Here is a 15,368-nt window from a genome sequence, read left to right as displayed (position 1 = left end):
GCGGCTGCGCTTCATGCTCTGGTCCTCGTTGGGCCAGAACGAACTTCAAACTGGATTAAGCCCCAGGGGCAAGGTCACGGGCAGCGGCCGTTCATCGCGCGCGGTTGATTTGCGGGGGCGGGAGGTCGCCGGTTGGGGTGTGAAAGAACCTACCCAGAATCTTACCCAGACTTACCCGTTCTGTCACAGGTCACCGTGTGCAACGGTCGTGGGGCAAAATGCAGGAAAGCGCTGAAATACAGGCACAATCTGCAATGGCGAACAATGGTGGTATAGGTGAATGGTGCCCCTGGCCGGAATCGAACCAGCACTCCTTGCGGAACTCGATTTTGAGTCGAGCGCGTCTACCAGTTCCGCCACAGGGGCATTCGCCGGGCCTGTGCAGGAACCATAGCGAAGCGGGCGGACTATAGCGGGCGGCCGGGCCGGGTCAACCCGCACGGACGTGATGGGCGCGCATCTCGACAGCTTTCGCGGGCCGGAGTAGGAGCCGGAACGGCCCGGCATGGGACCGGATGCAGCCCCGTTCGGGAGGACCGATGACCAATACTTCTGTGATGGCGCGCCCCGCGGCGGGAGCCATGAGCCCGGCGGTGGCGGCGGCGCTGCTCGCGGCCGGCATCGCGGCGGCGGCCTTGGCCGGCGCCTGGTACATGCAGCTGGTCTGGGGCCTGCAGCCCTGCGAGCTCTGCCTGAAGCAGCGCTGGGCCTATTATGCGATCGTGCCGCTCGGGCTGCTCATCGCGCTCGCCGCCAAAGGCGGCGCGCCGCGCGCGCTGGTGCTCGCGGGGCTCGGCGTCGTCGCGCTGGTCGCGCTCGGCAATGCCGGGCTCGGCGTCTATCACTCCGGCGTCGAATGGGGCTTCTGGCCGGGGCCGACCGAATGCACCGGGCCGATCGGCAATCTCGGCAGCGCGGGCAACCTCTTGGAGCGGCTCGATAGCGTCAAGGTTGTACGCTGCGACGAGGTGCAATTCCGCTTCCTCGGCCTGTCGCTCGCCGGCTACAGCGTGCTGATCTCGCTTCTGATCGCCGCCATCGCCGGCTGGGGCATCGCCCGGAAGCGCGCCTAGTCGTCGACGTCCTCCTGCGGCCGTCCGAACAAATGGACGATGCCGGGGGTGGCGATGGTGACGAACACGAAGCGCGACAGGTGATGCGCGCCGACGAAGATCGGGTCGATGTGCAGCGTCAACGCCAGCGCCATCATCGCGTCCATCGCGCCGGGCGCGAACGCGACGATGGTGTCGGAGAAGCGCACATGCGTCACCAGCACGATCACGGTGACGAACAGCGCCGAGATCGCCACCGCGATCGCGAACGAGCCCAGCGCCGCCCTGATATGGCCGACCAGGATCTTCACCCGCATCCGGGCGAAGCGGCTGCCGATCAGGGCGCCGATGCCGACCAGCGCCACGCCGCGCATCCATTCCGGCAGGCCGCCCTCGACGAGGCCGGTGCCGTGCAGGACGCCGCTGGCGACCATCGCGCCGAACAGCCAGCTCGCCGGAAACCTGATCAGCTGCATCAGCATCGCCGCGACCAGCGAGGCCACCAGCAGTGCGAGCAGGCCGAGCGGCGAGGCGACGCTCTGGCCGAGCGAGATCGGCGCGGCCGGTGCGACGCCGGCCACCGCCAGCACCAGCGGCAGCGCCGCGGTCAGGATGATCACCCGCAGCGTCTGCACCACGGCGATCGCCGGGAGGTCGGCACCGCGCTCCACCGCGAGCATCGTGATCTGCGACAGCGCACCGGGACTGCCAGCGAGCAGCGCCGAGGTGCGGTCCCAGCCATGGACGCGCTGCAGATAGAGGCTGGAGCCGAAGGTCGAGCAGAACGTCGCGAGCGCCAGGAGGCCGATGGTCACCGGATAGGCGCTGACATGGTTGATCAGCTCGCGCGAGACCACGGCGCCGATCGAGATGCCGAGCAGCAGCAGCACAGTCTGGGTCAGGATCGGCGGCATCGCCAGCGGGCGGCCGGCGATTGCGGCGATCGCGGTCGCGATCATCGCGCCGGAGATCAGCCCGCCGGGCAGATGGGCGACGAGGAAGATCAGGCCGCCGGCGGTGCCGAGCACGAGGGTCTCGATCGCGCTCAGGGTCTTGGCGCGGCTCGGCAGGTCAAAGGGGAGGGAGGAGATGATCTGGCGCACGGCGCCTTATGCCAAAACCTGCCTGCGCGAACAATTCCCGCCGCTGCGCAGGCGCCATGCGCGCATGCGCCCGCAGGGGCCGGTCATTTCGGTTTGTCGGGCGTCGGCAAGGGAGCGGGCACGGGTGTGGTCGCGGCGGCGGCCGCGGCCTTGTCGCGCTTGCAGGCCGAGCGGAATTTGCCGCGTGCCTTGCCCTTCAGCCCCTGCTCGTCGGCCTCCTTGGAGCAGGCGATGGAAATCGTCCGCCGCGCCGCCTTGTCGAGGGTGGCGAACTTGTCGGTGGCGGCATCGGGCCGCGACGGCAGCGTCAATCCGGGTTGCGAGCGGGCGGGGCCCGCGGCCGACAGGGTGGCCATTGCGATGGCCGCAATCGCCGCCCGGGCAGTGAATCTCATGCTGAAGTCCTCGAACGAAAGGCACGCTGCGATGTCCGGCGATGCTGAACCCGCAGTGAATGGAATGAGCCGGATCGCCGCGCGACGCAAATTATATTTTCGCGCGGCCATGCTCCCGCCTGCTTTGTCGGTCGCGGGCGTCTCGCTAGAATTACCGTCCCATTCCACCATGCTCCAGAGGGAGATCGAGGATGAGTTTTCACGCAAAATCATTGGTTGCTTCGTCACTCGCTACGCTGGCCGTGATCGGGCTCGCGACGTTCGCCGCCGCGCCGGCGAAAGCGCTGACCGCGCAGGAATGCAGCGCCAAGTACAAGCAGGCGAAGGAGGCCGGCACGCTGGGCGGCCAGAAGTGGAACGACTTCCGCAAGGCCCAGTGCGGCAGCGATGCCACCGCTGCCGCGGCACCGGCGGCTCCGGCCGCACCTGCGGCCGAGGCCAAGCCGGCCAAGGCGGCGAAATCCGACGCCAAGGAGGCCGCTCCCGCGCCGACCGGTCCCGCCGTGTTCCCCAACGCGGTGGACCCGAAATACGCCAAGGAGAAGCCCGGCAAGGCGCGTCTGCAGACCTGCGTCGATCAGTACAATGCCAACAAGGCGACCAACGCCAATGGCGGCCTGAAGTGGATCCAGAAGGGCGGCGGCTACTACAGCGAATGCACCAAGAAGCTGAAGGGCGCTGCCTGATCCGGGTTGACGAGACGTTGCCGGCGGCCGGAGGCATCATGCGTTCGGCCGCCGCTCTCGACGCCGCGCATCGCCGCGAGACCGCCGGCCGGACTCGGCTCGGTGCCGGTCACGCGCCGGTCGCGCGGCGGTGGCGGCGGCATTGCTGCTCCGGTGATTTTGGGGCTTGCCTTCCTGTGCGGGAAATGACCCTGCTCTCGCCATGATCTCTGCTGTCCAAGGTGTGCTCAGCCTGTTTTGCGGCGCGATGGTCGGGTTCTCGCTCGGCCTCGTCGGCGGCGGCGGCTCGGTGCTGGCGGTGCCGCTGATGGTCTATGTCGTCGGCGTGCCCGAGCCGCACATCGCGATCGGCTCGAGCGCCATCGCGGTCGCCACCAACGCGGCCGTCAATCTCGCCAATCATGCGCGCGGCGGCACCGTGATCTGGCCGATCGCGGCGCTGTTCGCAACGGCGGGCATCGTCGGCGCCTTCACCGGCTCGCTGCTCGGCAAGATGGTCGACGGCCAGAAGCTGCTGGCGCTGTTCGCGCTGGTGATGATGGTCATCGCCATGCTGATGCTGAAGACGCGCGCCCGCATCGGCACCCCCGATGTGAAGATGAGCATGGCCAACGTCCCGGCGATCGTCGGCTTCGGTCTCGGCACCGGCACGCTGTCCGGTTTCTTCGGCATCGGCGGCGGCTTCCTGATCGTGCCGGCGCTGATGGCTGCGACGGGCATGCCGATCATGAATGCGGTCAGCTCGTCGCTGGTCGCGGTGACGACCTTCGGGCTCACCACCGCGGCGAGCTATGCCTGGTCCGGGCTCGTCGCCTGGGATCTCGCCGGACTGTTCATCGCCGGCGGGATCGCGGGTGGCCTTGCCGGCACGCGCCTGGCGCGCCATCTCTCTGGACGGCGCGGCGCATTGAACGTGGTGTTTTCCGTCGTGATCGCGGTGGTGGCGCTGTATATGCTGACGCGCAGCCTGCTGCATATCTGGAGCTGACCTCAATGAAGCGCGTCCCCTCGACTGCGATCACCTCCGCCAGCAGCCGGCGTGACGTGTTGACGCTTTTTGGCGCAGGCGCGGCGCTTTCCTTGTGGCCCCGCGACGGTCGCGCCGAGGATGCCAACGAGCCCGACGAGGGCGCGGTGCTGCGCGACCCCGATGCGCCTGTGCTCGGCAATCCTTCGGGCGACATCGCGATCGTCGAATGGTTCGACTACAATTGTCCGTATTGCCGCAAGCTCGATCCCGAGCTGCAGCAGGTCATCCATGATGATGGCAAGGTGCGCTGGGTTCTCAAGGAGTGGCCGATTCTCGGGCCGACTTCCGTGGTTGCCGCGCGGATGGCGCTGGCCTGCAAATATCAGGACAAATATGCCAAGGCGCATGAGGCGTTGATCGGCGTCAGCTCGAAACTCACCGAACCGCGCATCGACGAGCTGCTCGCGGGAGCAGGAGTCGACGTCGACCGCGCCAAGCGCGACCTCGCCGCAAACGCCAAGGCCATCGATGACATGCTGGCGCGCAACGACAAGCAGGCGCGGGGATTGCGTTTCCGCGGTACGCCGTCCTTCATCGTCGGCAAGTTCAGGGTACCCGGCGTGCTGACCATGGCGCAGTTCGAGCAGGTCATCGCCGACGCGCGCAAGGCCAGGGCGGCCAACTGATTGGCAAAGCAAAGGCGCCCCGACCAACGGCCGAGGCGCCCTGAAAACAGCAGCGTCGTGCGCGTTACTTCGACGAGATGCGAACCCAGTCGTCATGTGCGCGGGTCTTGAGTGAATTCCAGCTGTCCGCCGCGACGTCCCAGTTCACGATCGTCCGGCGCGTCTGCGCGGTCGGCCCGTTGGCGACCTCGGAGGTCTGCATCGAATCATGGATGTAGACGCCGAACCCCAGAATGAGAGCCCCCAGGATCATTCCCACGAATGTCCGCATGTCATGTTCTCCAGTGTGACGGCCAATAACGCCGCGGTCGAAACTTGGTTCCGCGCCCGCCGCGGTCCCGGTCCACCGCGATCAGAACATCCTAACTGCGCGATTTTTCAGGCCGCGATTCCGGCAGCGAGGTGACGAGATTGAGTGTTTTCATCTCGTCGGGCTTGAACGTGAACAGCTGGTCATGCGGCGTCTCCATCGCATGCACCCAGACCTTCAGATCGATGCCCATCTCGGCGAGATGGCGCTGGCATCGCGCCGAGATGTTCTGCGCAAGGCTCATGTCGTCGCCGGACCTCACGGCGGTCCCGGACGTGGGGACTGCGGCGATCTGATGCACGCCGATGATCGCCCGCTCGCCGGCCCGGCGCTCGAGACCGCCGGCGAACACCAGCGGGCACGACGACGCGCAATATTTTCCCGCCTCCACTTCGGTTGCGAATTTCCGCGCGCGGATCAGTCGCCCCATCGCCAACGCGTCGGCGACGGAGCCGCCGGGCGAGTTCAGCACGATCGTCCTGATATATTCGCCATGACGTTCGACTGCGTCCGCAAAGCTGCGCGCGCTGCCGGGCGTGATCGTGCCGGTCGCGAGCAGCCGGCCGCCGCCGCGCAGCTCGAACTGAATCGGCTGCTGCAAGGCACGATCGCCCTGCGGCAGCGGCATCAGCCGCTTCATCAGGGGCGCCAGCACGGATGGTGATTCCTCCGGCAGGTCCGGCGCGTCGCGCCGAATGTCGAGCTGAGGCGGGGCCGCATCCGATGGCACCTGCGGAGCATTCAACTCGAGCAGGTCCGCCGCGAGAACTGCGACGGTGACGACGAGAATGCTGCGAAAGACCCAACGCAGAATGCTCTCATCGGGATTGTCCGCGAGCCAGGCATGGACGCGTCGGTTCAGCGCCGAAGCCACGGGACTACTTTCCGATTCGAGCCGATGACAGCGACGTCACGTTCTCATCCACCGCGGCCGGCGCCGGCTCAATGGCCGGTGCAGAAGGCTCCTCCGTGGGCGTTTCGGCTGGCCGTCGCTCGGCCGCCCGCCTGGCGTCCTCGACCTCGCGCGCAATCTGCAATGCGGTGACGAGATCGGCGGCGGTCAGGCTGGAGGCGCTCACGGCGGGCAGGCCCTCGCGGCGGATGGCGGCATGGACGACGCAGAGGATCAGCACCAGCACCGCCGGCATCAGGTCGATCGAGATTGCGCCGGCCCAGCTCGGGATGAAGTCGCCAGCGTAGCGCAGCACGGCTTCAGCGGGCGACAGCGTCTGGAACCGGGTCGGCTCGATACGCGGCAGCGCCAGGATCTTGTCGGCGGCGTCGGCGAGCGAGGCGGCCTGCGTGGCGATCGCGCTCTCCACCTTGCCGACGACGGCGGTCTGGCGCTCGGCCAGGTCGCCGCTGCGTCCGCCTGCGGCAGGCGCGATGAATCCGGCCGAAAGCGACGTCGCGGCGCGCCTCACCGCAGGTGCCACCGAGGTCTGCTGCAGATTGGCGATCACGCCCATCAGGTTCAACGACTCGGTGGCGAAGGCGTCGCTACGCGTTGCGATCGGCCCGCGGTCGGAGATCAGCTCGCGCATCTTGGCGAGGCTCTTGCCGCCCTGCTCGTAGAGAGCAGAGACGCGCTTGCCGGACTCCTGGACCTGTTGTCCCAGTCCGTCGAGCTGCGTCGACATCTGCGCGAGGAGCTGGACCACGGTGCCCGATCCGGAGGTGCCGGTGAGCGAGCCCGCGCGTTCGGCGTCCGCCAGCTTGGCGAAGCGGGAGGAGGCGAGCTGGATGTCCGGCAGCAGGCTTTGCGCAGCGATGGCCTGGCTGTTGGCCCTGTCGAGGTCGCGCGTGTAGTTCTGCACGGTGATGGCGAGATGCTGCTGGATCGCTGCGGCGCCGGCCAGGGCCGACGCATTCAGCCAGGACGACATCGCGACGATCATCAGCGACCCCAGCAGCATGCAGCCGGCCATCATCAAGCGCCCGATCGCGCTGGTGACGTGCGGCATGAACTGCATCATGAACACCCAGAAGGCGTAGATGCCGACCGAGACCGCGACCGAGTAGATGACCGCCGCAAAAAACACCGTGGTCGGACTGCCGTTGAGCAGCTCGCGGACGCCAAGATAGGTGTAGACGCCGGCGGCCAGCGCCAGGATCGCGGTCGTGAGCTTGAGCGTCACCTCGAGACGGTTGACGCCATTGGCGAGCACGACGGAGGTGGAGGAGCGGGCGGACGAGACTTGCGCGACGGACGCGGCAGGCGAGGGCATCAGCGGCGAGGGCATGAGCAAACCTTCGGCGGCGTCATGGCCGCCCGTGTGCAGCGCCCCCGCTGTATGACCGAGCAGAACCAATGCGGACAAAATCCGCCGACATTGTGTCGGCGGCATTGCCGATCAGCCATGTCGTAGCAAGGAGAGGCGCGCTCAGCGCATCAGCCAGCGCAGCAGCTCGACATTCGCCTCGCGCGGATAGCAGTGGCTGAGATCGTCGATCTCGCGATAGGCGACGTTGGCGCCGGCCTTGGCCAGGGCGTCGGCCGTATGCCGCGCGATCTCGACCGGAAACATCCAGTCGAGCCGGCCGTGCACGATCTGGATCGGCAGGCCGCGCAGACGGTCCCGGTCGGCGATCTCGGCCATCAGCGGATGGAACGTCGCGGCCACCGGCGCAAGATGCGTGAACGGCGAGCCTGCGGCCAGTCCGCTGACGTAGCAGAACGTGCCGCCGTCGCTCATCCCGGTCAGGAGCATGCGGGCGGGATCGATCGCGACGCGACTGCGGACGAGGTCGAGAATGCGCAGGAGGTTCGGCGTATCGGCGTCGTCGCCCATCAGCGCCCAGGTCGGTCCTGCCGCGGTGGGGGCAACCAGGATCGCGCCGAGGCTGCGCGCGGCGCGCAGCCAGCTCCAGAGAAAGTCGCGGCCGTTGCCGCTGCCGCCATGCAGCGCCATGACCAGCGGCCAGTCTCGGTCCGCCGTGTAGTATTCCGGCACATACAGCGAAAAGCCGCCGCGATTGCCGATCTCGTTATGGTCGTGAAACACAGTGTCCTTGCCTGCAGAGGACGCGGCCAGCAGCTGGCGCAGCCCGTCGTCACCGTCGACGGCGGGATCGAGGAAGAATTCGCTCAGCGGCGGCAGCGTCGCGGCCAATGGAAACAGCGCCTCGAGTGCGCGGGGCAATTGACGGAGGGCCCTGAACACGTCGACCAGGTCGCCCTCGCCGCGCTGAACGGCGCGCAGGCCGGCAAACGACATCAGCGCTGCGTCCGCTGCGGTGTCGAAGGCGATACGGATATGGGCGAAGTCCGCCGGCCACGACGTGAGATGAATCCGCGCCGTGTGCAGCACCTGCTCGGGATCGCCGACGTCAGCCATCACGCGATCGAAATCCGGCGGGTTCAGGTAGCGTGCAACGTGGGACAGGGCTTCGAGCGTCTGCAGCAGTGGCGGCAACACGATGAGAATGTCATCCACCACGGCATCCGTCATGCAGGTCTCCTTGATACGCGATACGCGGGGCTGGCCGTCTCGTCTGCTTGCCGGTCATGCAACGCAAAATCGGGCGTCCGGGCAATGACCATTTTCCGAACGCGTGTTCGCTCCGCGAAGCCGCAATCTCGCGATGCGGCTCCTGCAAGTCAACACGGTGCGGACGCTGCCGTCGCGCGCGGCAGGTGAGTCGCGCGCGAATACACGCGCAGACGATAGTTGATTGACAAAATTCGGGCGCGATGTCGCACTTGGTGAGAGCCGGCGGCGCGGCGGAGGGTTCCTCGTGGATCACCGCCCTGGGTCAAAACTGCCGATCGGTTGCCGAGGGGGGATTCGCATCATGACCAAATCGCCGTCGGCCGCGTTGATCAACGCGGTGCTCGCCATGGACGTCTACAACAGAGGCGTCAACCCGACGCTCGTGGTCAATTTCAACCGTATCGGGAGCTATGAGCTGGTGGCGGCGAGCGTGACCTCGACCGCCGACAATTTCGAGGCCGCGACCTATCAGCTCGCGGGCGATCCATCGACACGGATCATTTCGTTTCGCGGCACCGACAGTCTCGCCGACGTGCCATCGTGGCTTGGCGGTGCCGGTCTGGCCGGCTGGCCGACGCAGTTCCCGGATGCGGAGTCCTACTACAAGACATGGGCGACATCGAACGTCTCGCTGACCGGACATTCGCTCGGCGGCGGACTTGCCGGCTACATCGCGGCGCTCAACGACAAGGTGGCCTATGCGTATGACGCGATGCCGTTCGAATTCGCGGCTGAGGTCCGCTACGACCAGTTGCACGGCTTCTGGGGCGCGCTGACGTCGCACCCGGTCGACCGCTATTCCGACATTCACATGGTCTCCCTGTCCGGCGAGATCCTGCAATATGTGCGGGCTGCGGCGCCGGTGCTGGAAGCGCCGCTGGCGCTGCTGCAGCTCGGACCGGTCGCCGGCGCGCTCGCCATCGCCCATGCTGCGATCGGCATCTCGTCAGAGCAGAAGACCGTGCTCGGCGCCGGCACGGATCTCGGTCTGGATCCGGTCAGCCTGCACTCGATCGCGCTGCTGACGATGATGCAGTGGGCGAGCGACAACGGTGCCCAGGATTGGAAGAAGGCGGCGGCTGTGCTGCTGGCGCCGCTGCAGGATGACGCGATTGCCTCGGCCGTCGGCATTCCCGCGGCCGGTGTGAGCGGCGAAGGCGCGCCGTCCGACAAGATGAAGGACATGATCGCCTATTCGACGGTGACCGACGCCAGCGGCTACGGCAACAGCGCCGTGCAGGCCCTGTTCAACGGCGGTGGTGTGCTCGGCAACAGCGTCAGCGCCGACACTGCGGCGACCTACCTGAAGAACGGCGGGGTCGAGAAGGCGCTGGCCGAGATCGTGGTGGAATATTCGGCGCTGCTGGCGCAGAATCACGACGAGGTGACCGCGACGCCGGGCGTGATCGGCCATGAGCACGGCATCCTTTATCAGGACACGGCCAACAACCTGCTGGTCGCGGACCTGTCGTCCGACCTGTGGTCGCGCGCCGACACCGGATCGGCTGTCGACGTCCTGGGCAAGCTCGCGCTGATCGATGCCGTCGCGAGTTTCGACAGTGAGGACGCTGGCCTGATCGACCTGGCGATCGGCGTGCTGTGGGGCGGCAAGACCGACAATCTCGACTGGCTCAGCGCAACACTGAGCGATGCGGCGACCACGGTCGCGCTCGATCCGGTGCCGGGCGCGATCATTGCTGCGTCCGACGGTGCGCTGCTGATCGCGGGCGGCGGCAACGACACGCTGTTCGGCACCGCCAATGACGACCTGCTGATCGGCGGCGGCGGCAGCGACGTGCTCAAGGGCGGGGCCGGCGACAACATCCTGGTCGGCGGCGTCGGCGCCACCTACGTCTATGCGCAAGGCGACGGCAACGACGTCATCATCAACGGCGTAGCGTCGCTGTCGAAGCCGACCGGCACGCTCGATTTCGGAACGACCTACACGGCCGACAATTTCTGGTTCGTCAAATCGGGCAACGATCTCGAGATCGACATTCTCGGTACCCATCAGCAGGTCACCGTCGCCGACTGGTTCCTTGGCGGCTCCTATCAGCTGCAGGAGATCAAGGCCGGCGGTCTCGAGATCGATACCCAGGTTTCGCAACTCGTCCAGGCCATGGCGACCTACGCCCAGGCGCATCCGACTTTCGATCCCACGGTGGCATCACAGTTGCCGACGGATGCGCAACTGCACGACCAGATCGCGGCGGCCTGGCACGTCAACGCGTGAACGCAGGCCCGCGGTCGCCTCAGTGCAGCCGCGGCGCCTTGAGCAGCTTGGCGCGGTCGGTCGAGGCGATGGTGACGTCGAAGGTGACGCCCTCATGGTGCACCGTCAGCGGCACGTCGACGCCGGCTGCGCCGAGCGCCCAGAGCTTGCGATAGAACTCGCTCTGGCTCGTCACCTTGTCGCCGTTGATGCCGAGGATCACGTCGCCCGCCTTGAGCTCGGCGCGGGCCGCCGGGCCGTTGTCGGAGACGCCGATCACGACGACGCGATCGTCGACCTCCGTCGCGTACATGCCGAGCCAGGGGCGTGCCGGCTTGTTGACACGGCCGAAGCGCCTGAGATCATCGATGATCGGCTTCAACAGGTCGATCGGCACGATCATGTTGACGTGCTCGTCCTTGCTGTCGCGCTCGCGCTCCAACTGCAGCGACCCGATGCCGATCAGTTCGCCCTTGGCCGAGAGCAGGCCGGTGCCGCCCCAATTCGGATGGGCGGGGTGGGTGAAGATCGCCTCGTCCAGCAGATATTCCCAATAGCCGGCGAATTCCTGCTTGGCGATGATCTGGCTCGCGACCGATCGCGTGCGTCCGCCGGCGCCGCCGAGCACGACATGATCGCCGACCTTGGTTGCCGCCGACGAGCCGAGCGGCAGCGCCGGCAGGTCGAGCGATCCGAGCGCCTGCACCAGGCCGAAGCCGGTCGTGAAGTCGAACCCGAGCACATGGCCCTCGACCACGCGTCCGTCATTGGGGTGCAGCCAGACGGATTCGGCCTCGGTGATCAGGTAGCCGATGGTCAGCACCAGCCCGTCGTCGATGACGACGGCATTGCCGGCACGCTCGGTCCCCAGCGTTTCCGCGCTGAAGGCGTCGGACGGAATGATGGCATGCAGGCCCACGATCGAGGACAGCGCTTGATCGAGATCATATTGATAGTCTTCGGCGCGAGGCTGGAAGGCGGACGGCACTTTCCATTCGGTCAAAGAAGGCATTTCGTTCTCCTGCTCTGTCGATACCCCCGGGTGCATCGACCAAGCTTCTGCTTCGTGTCGCGTGACGGCCACAGCGTGAACGCGAGCTTAACATCTTTGGGCGGCTGCGCCAGTTCCGCCGGCTCCGCATCGGCGTCGGGAGGAACTGGCTTCCCAACTACCCGCGGCCGCAGCCCCTGCCGATCAGGGGCCAGACCAGCCACGCTCCGGCAGCATACAGGCTGCCGACAGTCGTGGCTCCGGTTTTGGCCGCGATGTGGAAACGTCCGGCATCGAGCAAGGCTCCATCGGAGGCGACGATCGCCGAGATCATACGGTCGGACGGGCCGAACACGACCACCGCATCCGGCTTGATCACCAGGGCCATGGCAGCCATGCCCGCAAACCAGACGAGGGCAACGGCCAGCACGCCCTTCAAGGGAAGGGCGCGGGACGGGGGATGCCGGTCAATAGTCGTAGGCATGCTCGAACGTATATCCCGCGGCTTCGAAACGGCCGATGTCCTGAACCAAAGACCGGACCGGTACGTCGACGCCGATGCGACGGGCACCGGGGCGCGACTGGATCGGGACACTGAATATAGGCAGCCCATCGAAAGCTGCCAGCCGTCCGTCGCCCGGAGGGACCACGATCGTGACCAGGATACGATGATTGCCTGCGATTTCGCCGAACGCGGCGCCGTCATGACGGCCGAGCTCCTTGGCGAAGGAATCGAACTTGGCGTAGCGCTCGGTCTCCACCAGCACGCCCTTCATGCCTTTGGAGTCCGTGACCTCGCGGATCACCTTCACGCCCGGAATGACTGCAAGCTCGGCGGCAGGCAGGCCGGTGACGACGCTCTGGATGGTCAGCACGGCCGGATCGTAGCCCGCCACATAGCCGATGACGGCCGCATAGGCGGCGCGCCCGGCATATTGCAGGCTGAGCGAGACGCGCCGCTCCACGGCGCGGAACGATGGCACGAAGGGCGTCTCGCGCCAGAACTGATCGAGCTTGGCGACGAAGGGATACCGATACCAGGGTGTCTGATACAGGAACGCAGCGTAGTCCTTCAGCAGGGCAAGGTTGAAGGCGTCCTCCGCGGTCTTGACGCCGTCCGTGGTCTCCCAGCTGATCGCCCCGATGCTCTTCTCGTAAGCGCCCTGGAGCGCCATCTCGGCGGTGAAGCTGAAGCCGATGATGTAGTTCGTCAGCTTCTGCTCCGAGGTAGCGGGACCGGAGCCTGCGGCCTGGCGCGTGGCCCGGCACAGGCTGCGCCAGAAGCCGGAGACGCTCGATAGATAGTGGAAGTCGGACTCCGAGGCCTGCCCGGTCACCGCAGCGAGGTCCGCATAGGCGTGGACGATGTACCATTCAGGAAAGGTCAGGAAGCTGTCACCCTGTGATCGCGCATATGCGGGATCGGTGATGCCGAAGTAGGAGGTTACCATCGGGGTCGGGACGTCGGCCACGCAGACCGTCTCGACGCTGATCACGGTGGTGGCAACGCCGATCGCCGCGGCTGCCAAAACGACGCCGAGAAGATACAGCGCTTTACGACGCAGGCTCATGCGAGGGCAGCCTGTCTACGCCACGGCGACCAGCCGACCGCGATGCCGATCGCGCCGAGTGCGAGATGCGGCAGGCTGGAGAGGACCTTCACCAGCCACGAGGTGTCGCGGATGCCGTCGATGACGATCGAGAGGTCGAGATAGCCCGAGCCGGTGAACACGCCCATCACGCCGTCGAGGAAATACAGCGAGCCGAACACGCGCAGGAAGAACACCGCGCTGCGGCGGGTCAGCATCGCCGCCAGCGCCCACAGGCCGGAGGCGACATGCAGCGCATCCTTGTAGATGTCGAGCTGGAACAGGCCGAACACGCGGCCTTGCGCATCGATAAAGGTCGGGATGTAGTCGGTCGCGGCGGCGAACAGGAGCGCCATGGCGAGCGCCAGCGCGGCGATGCGATAGCGGTCCAATGCGAAGCCATCTGCTGCTGATGTATTCATGCGAAATAGGCGTCCCACATCGCGTTGCGGAACAGGAGGTTCGGATCATACTGCCGCTTGGCGGCGACGAAACGCGCGGCCGCCGGATAGGCCTTCTCGACCTGGTCGCGGCGCGCGTGCAGACGATAGGGCAGATAGAACGCGCCGCCAATCGCCGTGATGCGGTCGATCAGCGCTTCCGTCGTCCGCAGCATGTCGATCTCGCCTTCGGGCGAGGTCGCCTGCGAGAACGACATGACGGCCGCGATCCGGCGCACCGGTGCGATCGTGAGCGCGGGTGTCTTGTCCTCGGCGACGTAGCGCAGGGTGACGTTGAGGAATTCGGCGCGCGCCTTGGGAATGATCTCGCGGCAGGCGGTGAGGAACTCGCCGAACCGCTCCGGCGCGACGAAATATTCGTGCAGGATGTCGGTGCGGTGCATGTCCTTCTGCGCCAGATTGGCGACCGGCTCGGCCATCAGCGAGTTGCGGGTGTAGCGGCTGTCGGAGATGGCGGGGCCGAGCCGGGTCTCCATGAACCAGCGCAGGCCCTTGGCGACCTCCCATCCGGTCTGGGCGCGATAGATCGTGTTGGCGACGCCGGTGAGCTTGCCGGAGCTGACTGCCGCGGGCAGGGTCGCCGGAGCATCGGGGGCGGGGCGGAAGGTGACGAGCAGGGCGTCGTCGAAGAACGCCTTGCGGGACACCGACATTCGGCCATAGGCCATCTTCACATTGGCGTCGCCGTCGATGTTGCGTGTGAACTGCTCGGCGAATTTCTCCGGCGCCATGCGCTCGAAGCGCGGCTCGAGCAGCAGGTTCGGCACCATCTCGACCTCGAGATCGACGACGATGCCGAACAGGCCGTAGCCACCCATCGCGAGCCCGAACAGCTCGGCATTCTCGTTGCGCGAGCACTGCACCAAGGTGCCGTCGGCGAGCAGCATGCGGATCGATTTCACCGTGGAGCCGAACGGGCCATACGGCACCGGCCAGCCATGGGCATTGACGCAGAACGTGCTGCCGACGCCGAAATCGCTGTTGGACTGCATCACGGCCGGCGAGAAGCCTTTGGGATCGAGCGCGGCGATCACGTCCCACCAGCGGTTGCCCGCCGCGGTGCGATAGGTCTTCGCCGCCGTGTCGAGCTCGATCGCGCCGCCGTCGAGCGTGATCGCCGTGCCGTCGCGCGGCAGGCTCTGGCCGCCCATCGAATGCCGGGCCACGGCCGCGGTCACCGGGCGTTTCGCCGCGGCCGCCTCCTTGAGCTCGGCGCGCAGCCGCGCGATCAGGTCGTCGATCGTGGGCTTGCTGATCACCACATGCCTGGCGACCGGCGTCGGGTTGAGCCGGCTGGCGTCGTTGAGGATGGTGCGCAGCTCGGCCCGCGCCCGCGGCATCCGCGCCAAGGGCAGCGCCGCGGCCGTACCCGCGGCGCGCAGAAACCGTCGTCTCGACATCATGGCGCGGACTCTCCTT

Annotated in this window: 17 protein-coding genes and 1 tRNA gene; 5 read left to right on the top strand and 13 right to left on the bottom strand. The window is 66.8% G+C overall.

Annotation, left to right across the window (positions count from 1 at the left end):
- Positions 1 to 281 precede the first annotated feature (281 nt).
- Positions 282 to 366: transfer RNA gene (locus ACQR03_RS32905), tRNA-Leu, on the bottom strand.
- A gap of 173 nt (positions 367 to 539) precedes the next feature.
- Between ACQR03_RS32905 and ACQR03_RS32900 the strand changes: the two genes are divergently transcribed.
- Positions 540 to 1,073 carry a disulfide bond formation protein B gene (locus ACQR03_RS32900; RefSeq protein ID WP_316202558.1) on the top strand — a complete coding sequence of 178 codons (534 nt, stop codon included), beginning with the start codon at positions 540 to 542 and terminating at the stop codon, positions 1,071 to 1,073.
- Here ACQR03_RS32900 and ACQR03_RS32895 read toward each other — a convergent pair.
- Both ACQR03_RS32895 and ACQR03_RS32890 read right to left on the bottom strand, forming a co-directional pair.
- Complete coding sequence (locus ACQR03_RS32895; RefSeq protein ID WP_434842362.1) at positions 1,070 to 2,155, bottom strand: AbrB family transcriptional regulator; 1,086 nt, start codon at positions 2,153 to 2,155, stop codon at positions 1,070 to 1,072. The genes ACQR03_RS32900 and ACQR03_RS32895 overlap by 4 nt on opposite strands.
- A gap of 83 nt (positions 2,156 to 2,238) precedes the next feature.
- Positions 2,239 to 2,550: a PsiF family protein gene (locus ACQR03_RS32890; RefSeq protein ID WP_316171830.1), complete on the bottom strand. Its 312-nt coding sequence runs from the start codon at positions 2,548 to 2,550 to the stop codon at positions 2,239 to 2,241.
- A gap of 191 nt (positions 2,551 to 2,741) precedes the next feature.
- Between ACQR03_RS32890 and ACQR03_RS32885 the strand changes: the two genes are divergently transcribed.
- Entirely contained in the window at positions 2,742 to 3,236 is a 495-nt protein-coding gene (locus tag ACQR03_RS32885; RefSeq protein WP_315716224.1) for a hypothetical protein, read from the top strand.
- On the opposite strand, the gene ACQR03_RS32880 is transcribed toward ACQR03_RS32885, so the two are convergent.
- Entirely contained in the window at positions 3,197 to 3,379 is a 183-nt protein-coding gene (locus ACQR03_RS32880; RefSeq protein ID WP_434842361.1) for a hypothetical protein, read from the bottom strand. The genes ACQR03_RS32885 and ACQR03_RS32880 overlap by 40 nt on opposite strands.
- Before the next feature lie 59 nt (positions 3,380 to 3,438).
- On the opposite strand from ACQR03_RS32880, the gene ACQR03_RS32875 reads away from it, so the two are divergent.
- Together ACQR03_RS32875 and ACQR03_RS32870 are read left to right on the top strand one after the other, a co-directional pair.
- Positions 3,439 to 4,224, top strand: coding sequence for a sulfite exporter TauE/SafE family protein (locus ACQR03_RS32875; RefSeq protein WP_434842360.1), 786 nt, complete (start codon positions 3,439 to 3,441; stop codon positions 4,222 to 4,224).
- Between the two features lie 5 nt (positions 4,225 to 4,229).
- Positions 4,230 to 4,892: a DsbA family protein gene (locus tag ACQR03_RS32870; RefSeq protein WP_434842359.1), complete on the top strand. Its 663-nt coding sequence runs from the start codon at positions 4,230 to 4,232 to the stop codon at positions 4,890 to 4,892.
- Between the two features lie 64 nt (positions 4,893 to 4,956).
- Here ACQR03_RS32870 and ACQR03_RS32865 read toward each other — a convergent pair whose 3' ends face one another.
- The 4 genes from ACQR03_RS32865 to ACQR03_RS32850 all read right to left on the bottom strand — a co-directional run bounded on the left by ACQR03_RS32865 (position 4,957) and on the right by ACQR03_RS32850 (position 8,654).
- On the bottom strand, positions 4,957 to 5,163 hold the full coding sequence (locus ACQR03_RS32865) for a hypothetical protein (protein WP_172111383.1): 207 nt from the start codon (positions 5,161 to 5,163) through the stop codon (positions 4,957 to 4,959).
- Between the two features lie 91 nt (positions 5,164 to 5,254).
- The gene (locus ACQR03_RS32860) at positions 5,255 to 6,076 is read right to left on the bottom strand and encodes a hypothetical protein (RefSeq protein ID WP_434842358.1); all 822 of its coding nucleotides are present in this window, start codon (positions 6,074 to 6,076) and stop codon (positions 5,255 to 5,257) included.
- Between the two features lie 4 nt (positions 6,077 to 6,080).
- Positions 6,081 to 7,445: a hypothetical protein gene (locus tag ACQR03_RS32855; RefSeq protein WP_410052236.1), complete on the bottom strand. Its 1,365-nt coding sequence runs from the start codon at positions 7,443 to 7,445 to the stop codon at positions 6,081 to 6,083.
- A 141-nt stretch (positions 7,446 to 7,586) separates the two neighbouring features.
- Positions 7,587 to 8,654, bottom strand: coding sequence for a phospholipase (locus ACQR03_RS32850; protein ID WP_315716219.1), 1,068 nt, complete (start codon positions 8,652 to 8,654; stop codon positions 7,587 to 7,589).
- A gap of 343 nt (positions 8,655 to 8,997) precedes the next feature.
- On the opposite strand from ACQR03_RS32850, the gene ACQR03_RS32845 reads away from it, so the two are divergent.
- Entirely contained in the window at positions 8,998 to 10,929 is a 1,932-nt protein-coding gene (locus tag ACQR03_RS32845) for a calcium-binding protein (protein WP_434842357.1), read from the top strand.
- A gap of 19 nt (positions 10,930 to 10,948) precedes the next feature.
- Here the strand turns inward: ACQR03_RS32845 and ACQR03_RS32840 are convergent, their stop codons facing one another.
- The 5 genes from ACQR03_RS32840 to ACQR03_RS32820 all read right to left on the bottom strand — a co-directional run bounded on the left by ACQR03_RS32840 (position 10,949) and on the right by ACQR03_RS32820 (position 15,352).
- A complete protein-coding gene (locus ACQR03_RS32840; protein ID WP_315716217.1) occupies positions 10,949 to 11,920 on the bottom strand; it encodes a S1C family serine protease in 972 nt (323 codons plus the stop codon).
- 157 nt (positions 11,921 to 12,077) lie between these two features.
- On the bottom strand, positions 12,078 to 12,383 hold the full coding sequence (locus ACQR03_RS32835; protein ID WP_316186188.1) for a hypothetical protein: 306 nt from the start codon (positions 12,381 to 12,383) through the stop codon (positions 12,078 to 12,080).
- Positions 12,367 to 13,470, bottom strand: a complete 1,104-nt coding sequence (locus tag ACQR03_RS32830) for a hypothetical protein (protein WP_315826601.1) — start codon at positions 13,468 to 13,470, stop codon at positions 12,367 to 12,369. The genes ACQR03_RS32835 and ACQR03_RS32830 overlap by 17 nt, the downstream gene beginning before the upstream one ends.
- Positions 13,467 to 13,910 (bottom strand): DUF4383 domain-containing protein, encoded by a 444-nt coding sequence (locus tag ACQR03_RS32825; RefSeq protein WP_315716214.1) that lies wholly within the window; start codon positions 13,908 to 13,910, stop codon positions 13,467 to 13,469. Before ACQR03_RS32825 ends, ACQR03_RS32830 begins: the two co-directional genes overlap by 4 nt.
- Entirely contained in the window at positions 13,907 to 15,352 is a 1,446-nt protein-coding gene (locus tag ACQR03_RS32820; RefSeq protein ID WP_434842356.1) for an FAD-binding oxidoreductase, read from the bottom strand. The genes ACQR03_RS32825 and ACQR03_RS32820 overlap by 4 nt, the downstream gene beginning before the upstream one ends.
- Positions 15,353 to 15,368: the final 16 nt, after the last annotated feature.

The organism is Bradyrhizobium sp. HKCCYLS3070, assembly GCF_051167575.1.
In the GTDB taxonomy this organism is placed as follows: Bacteria; Pseudomonadota; Alphaproteobacteria; order Rhizobiales; family Xanthobacteraceae; genus Bradyrhizobium.
This window is presented reverse-complemented; position numbering and strand designations above follow the sequence as displayed.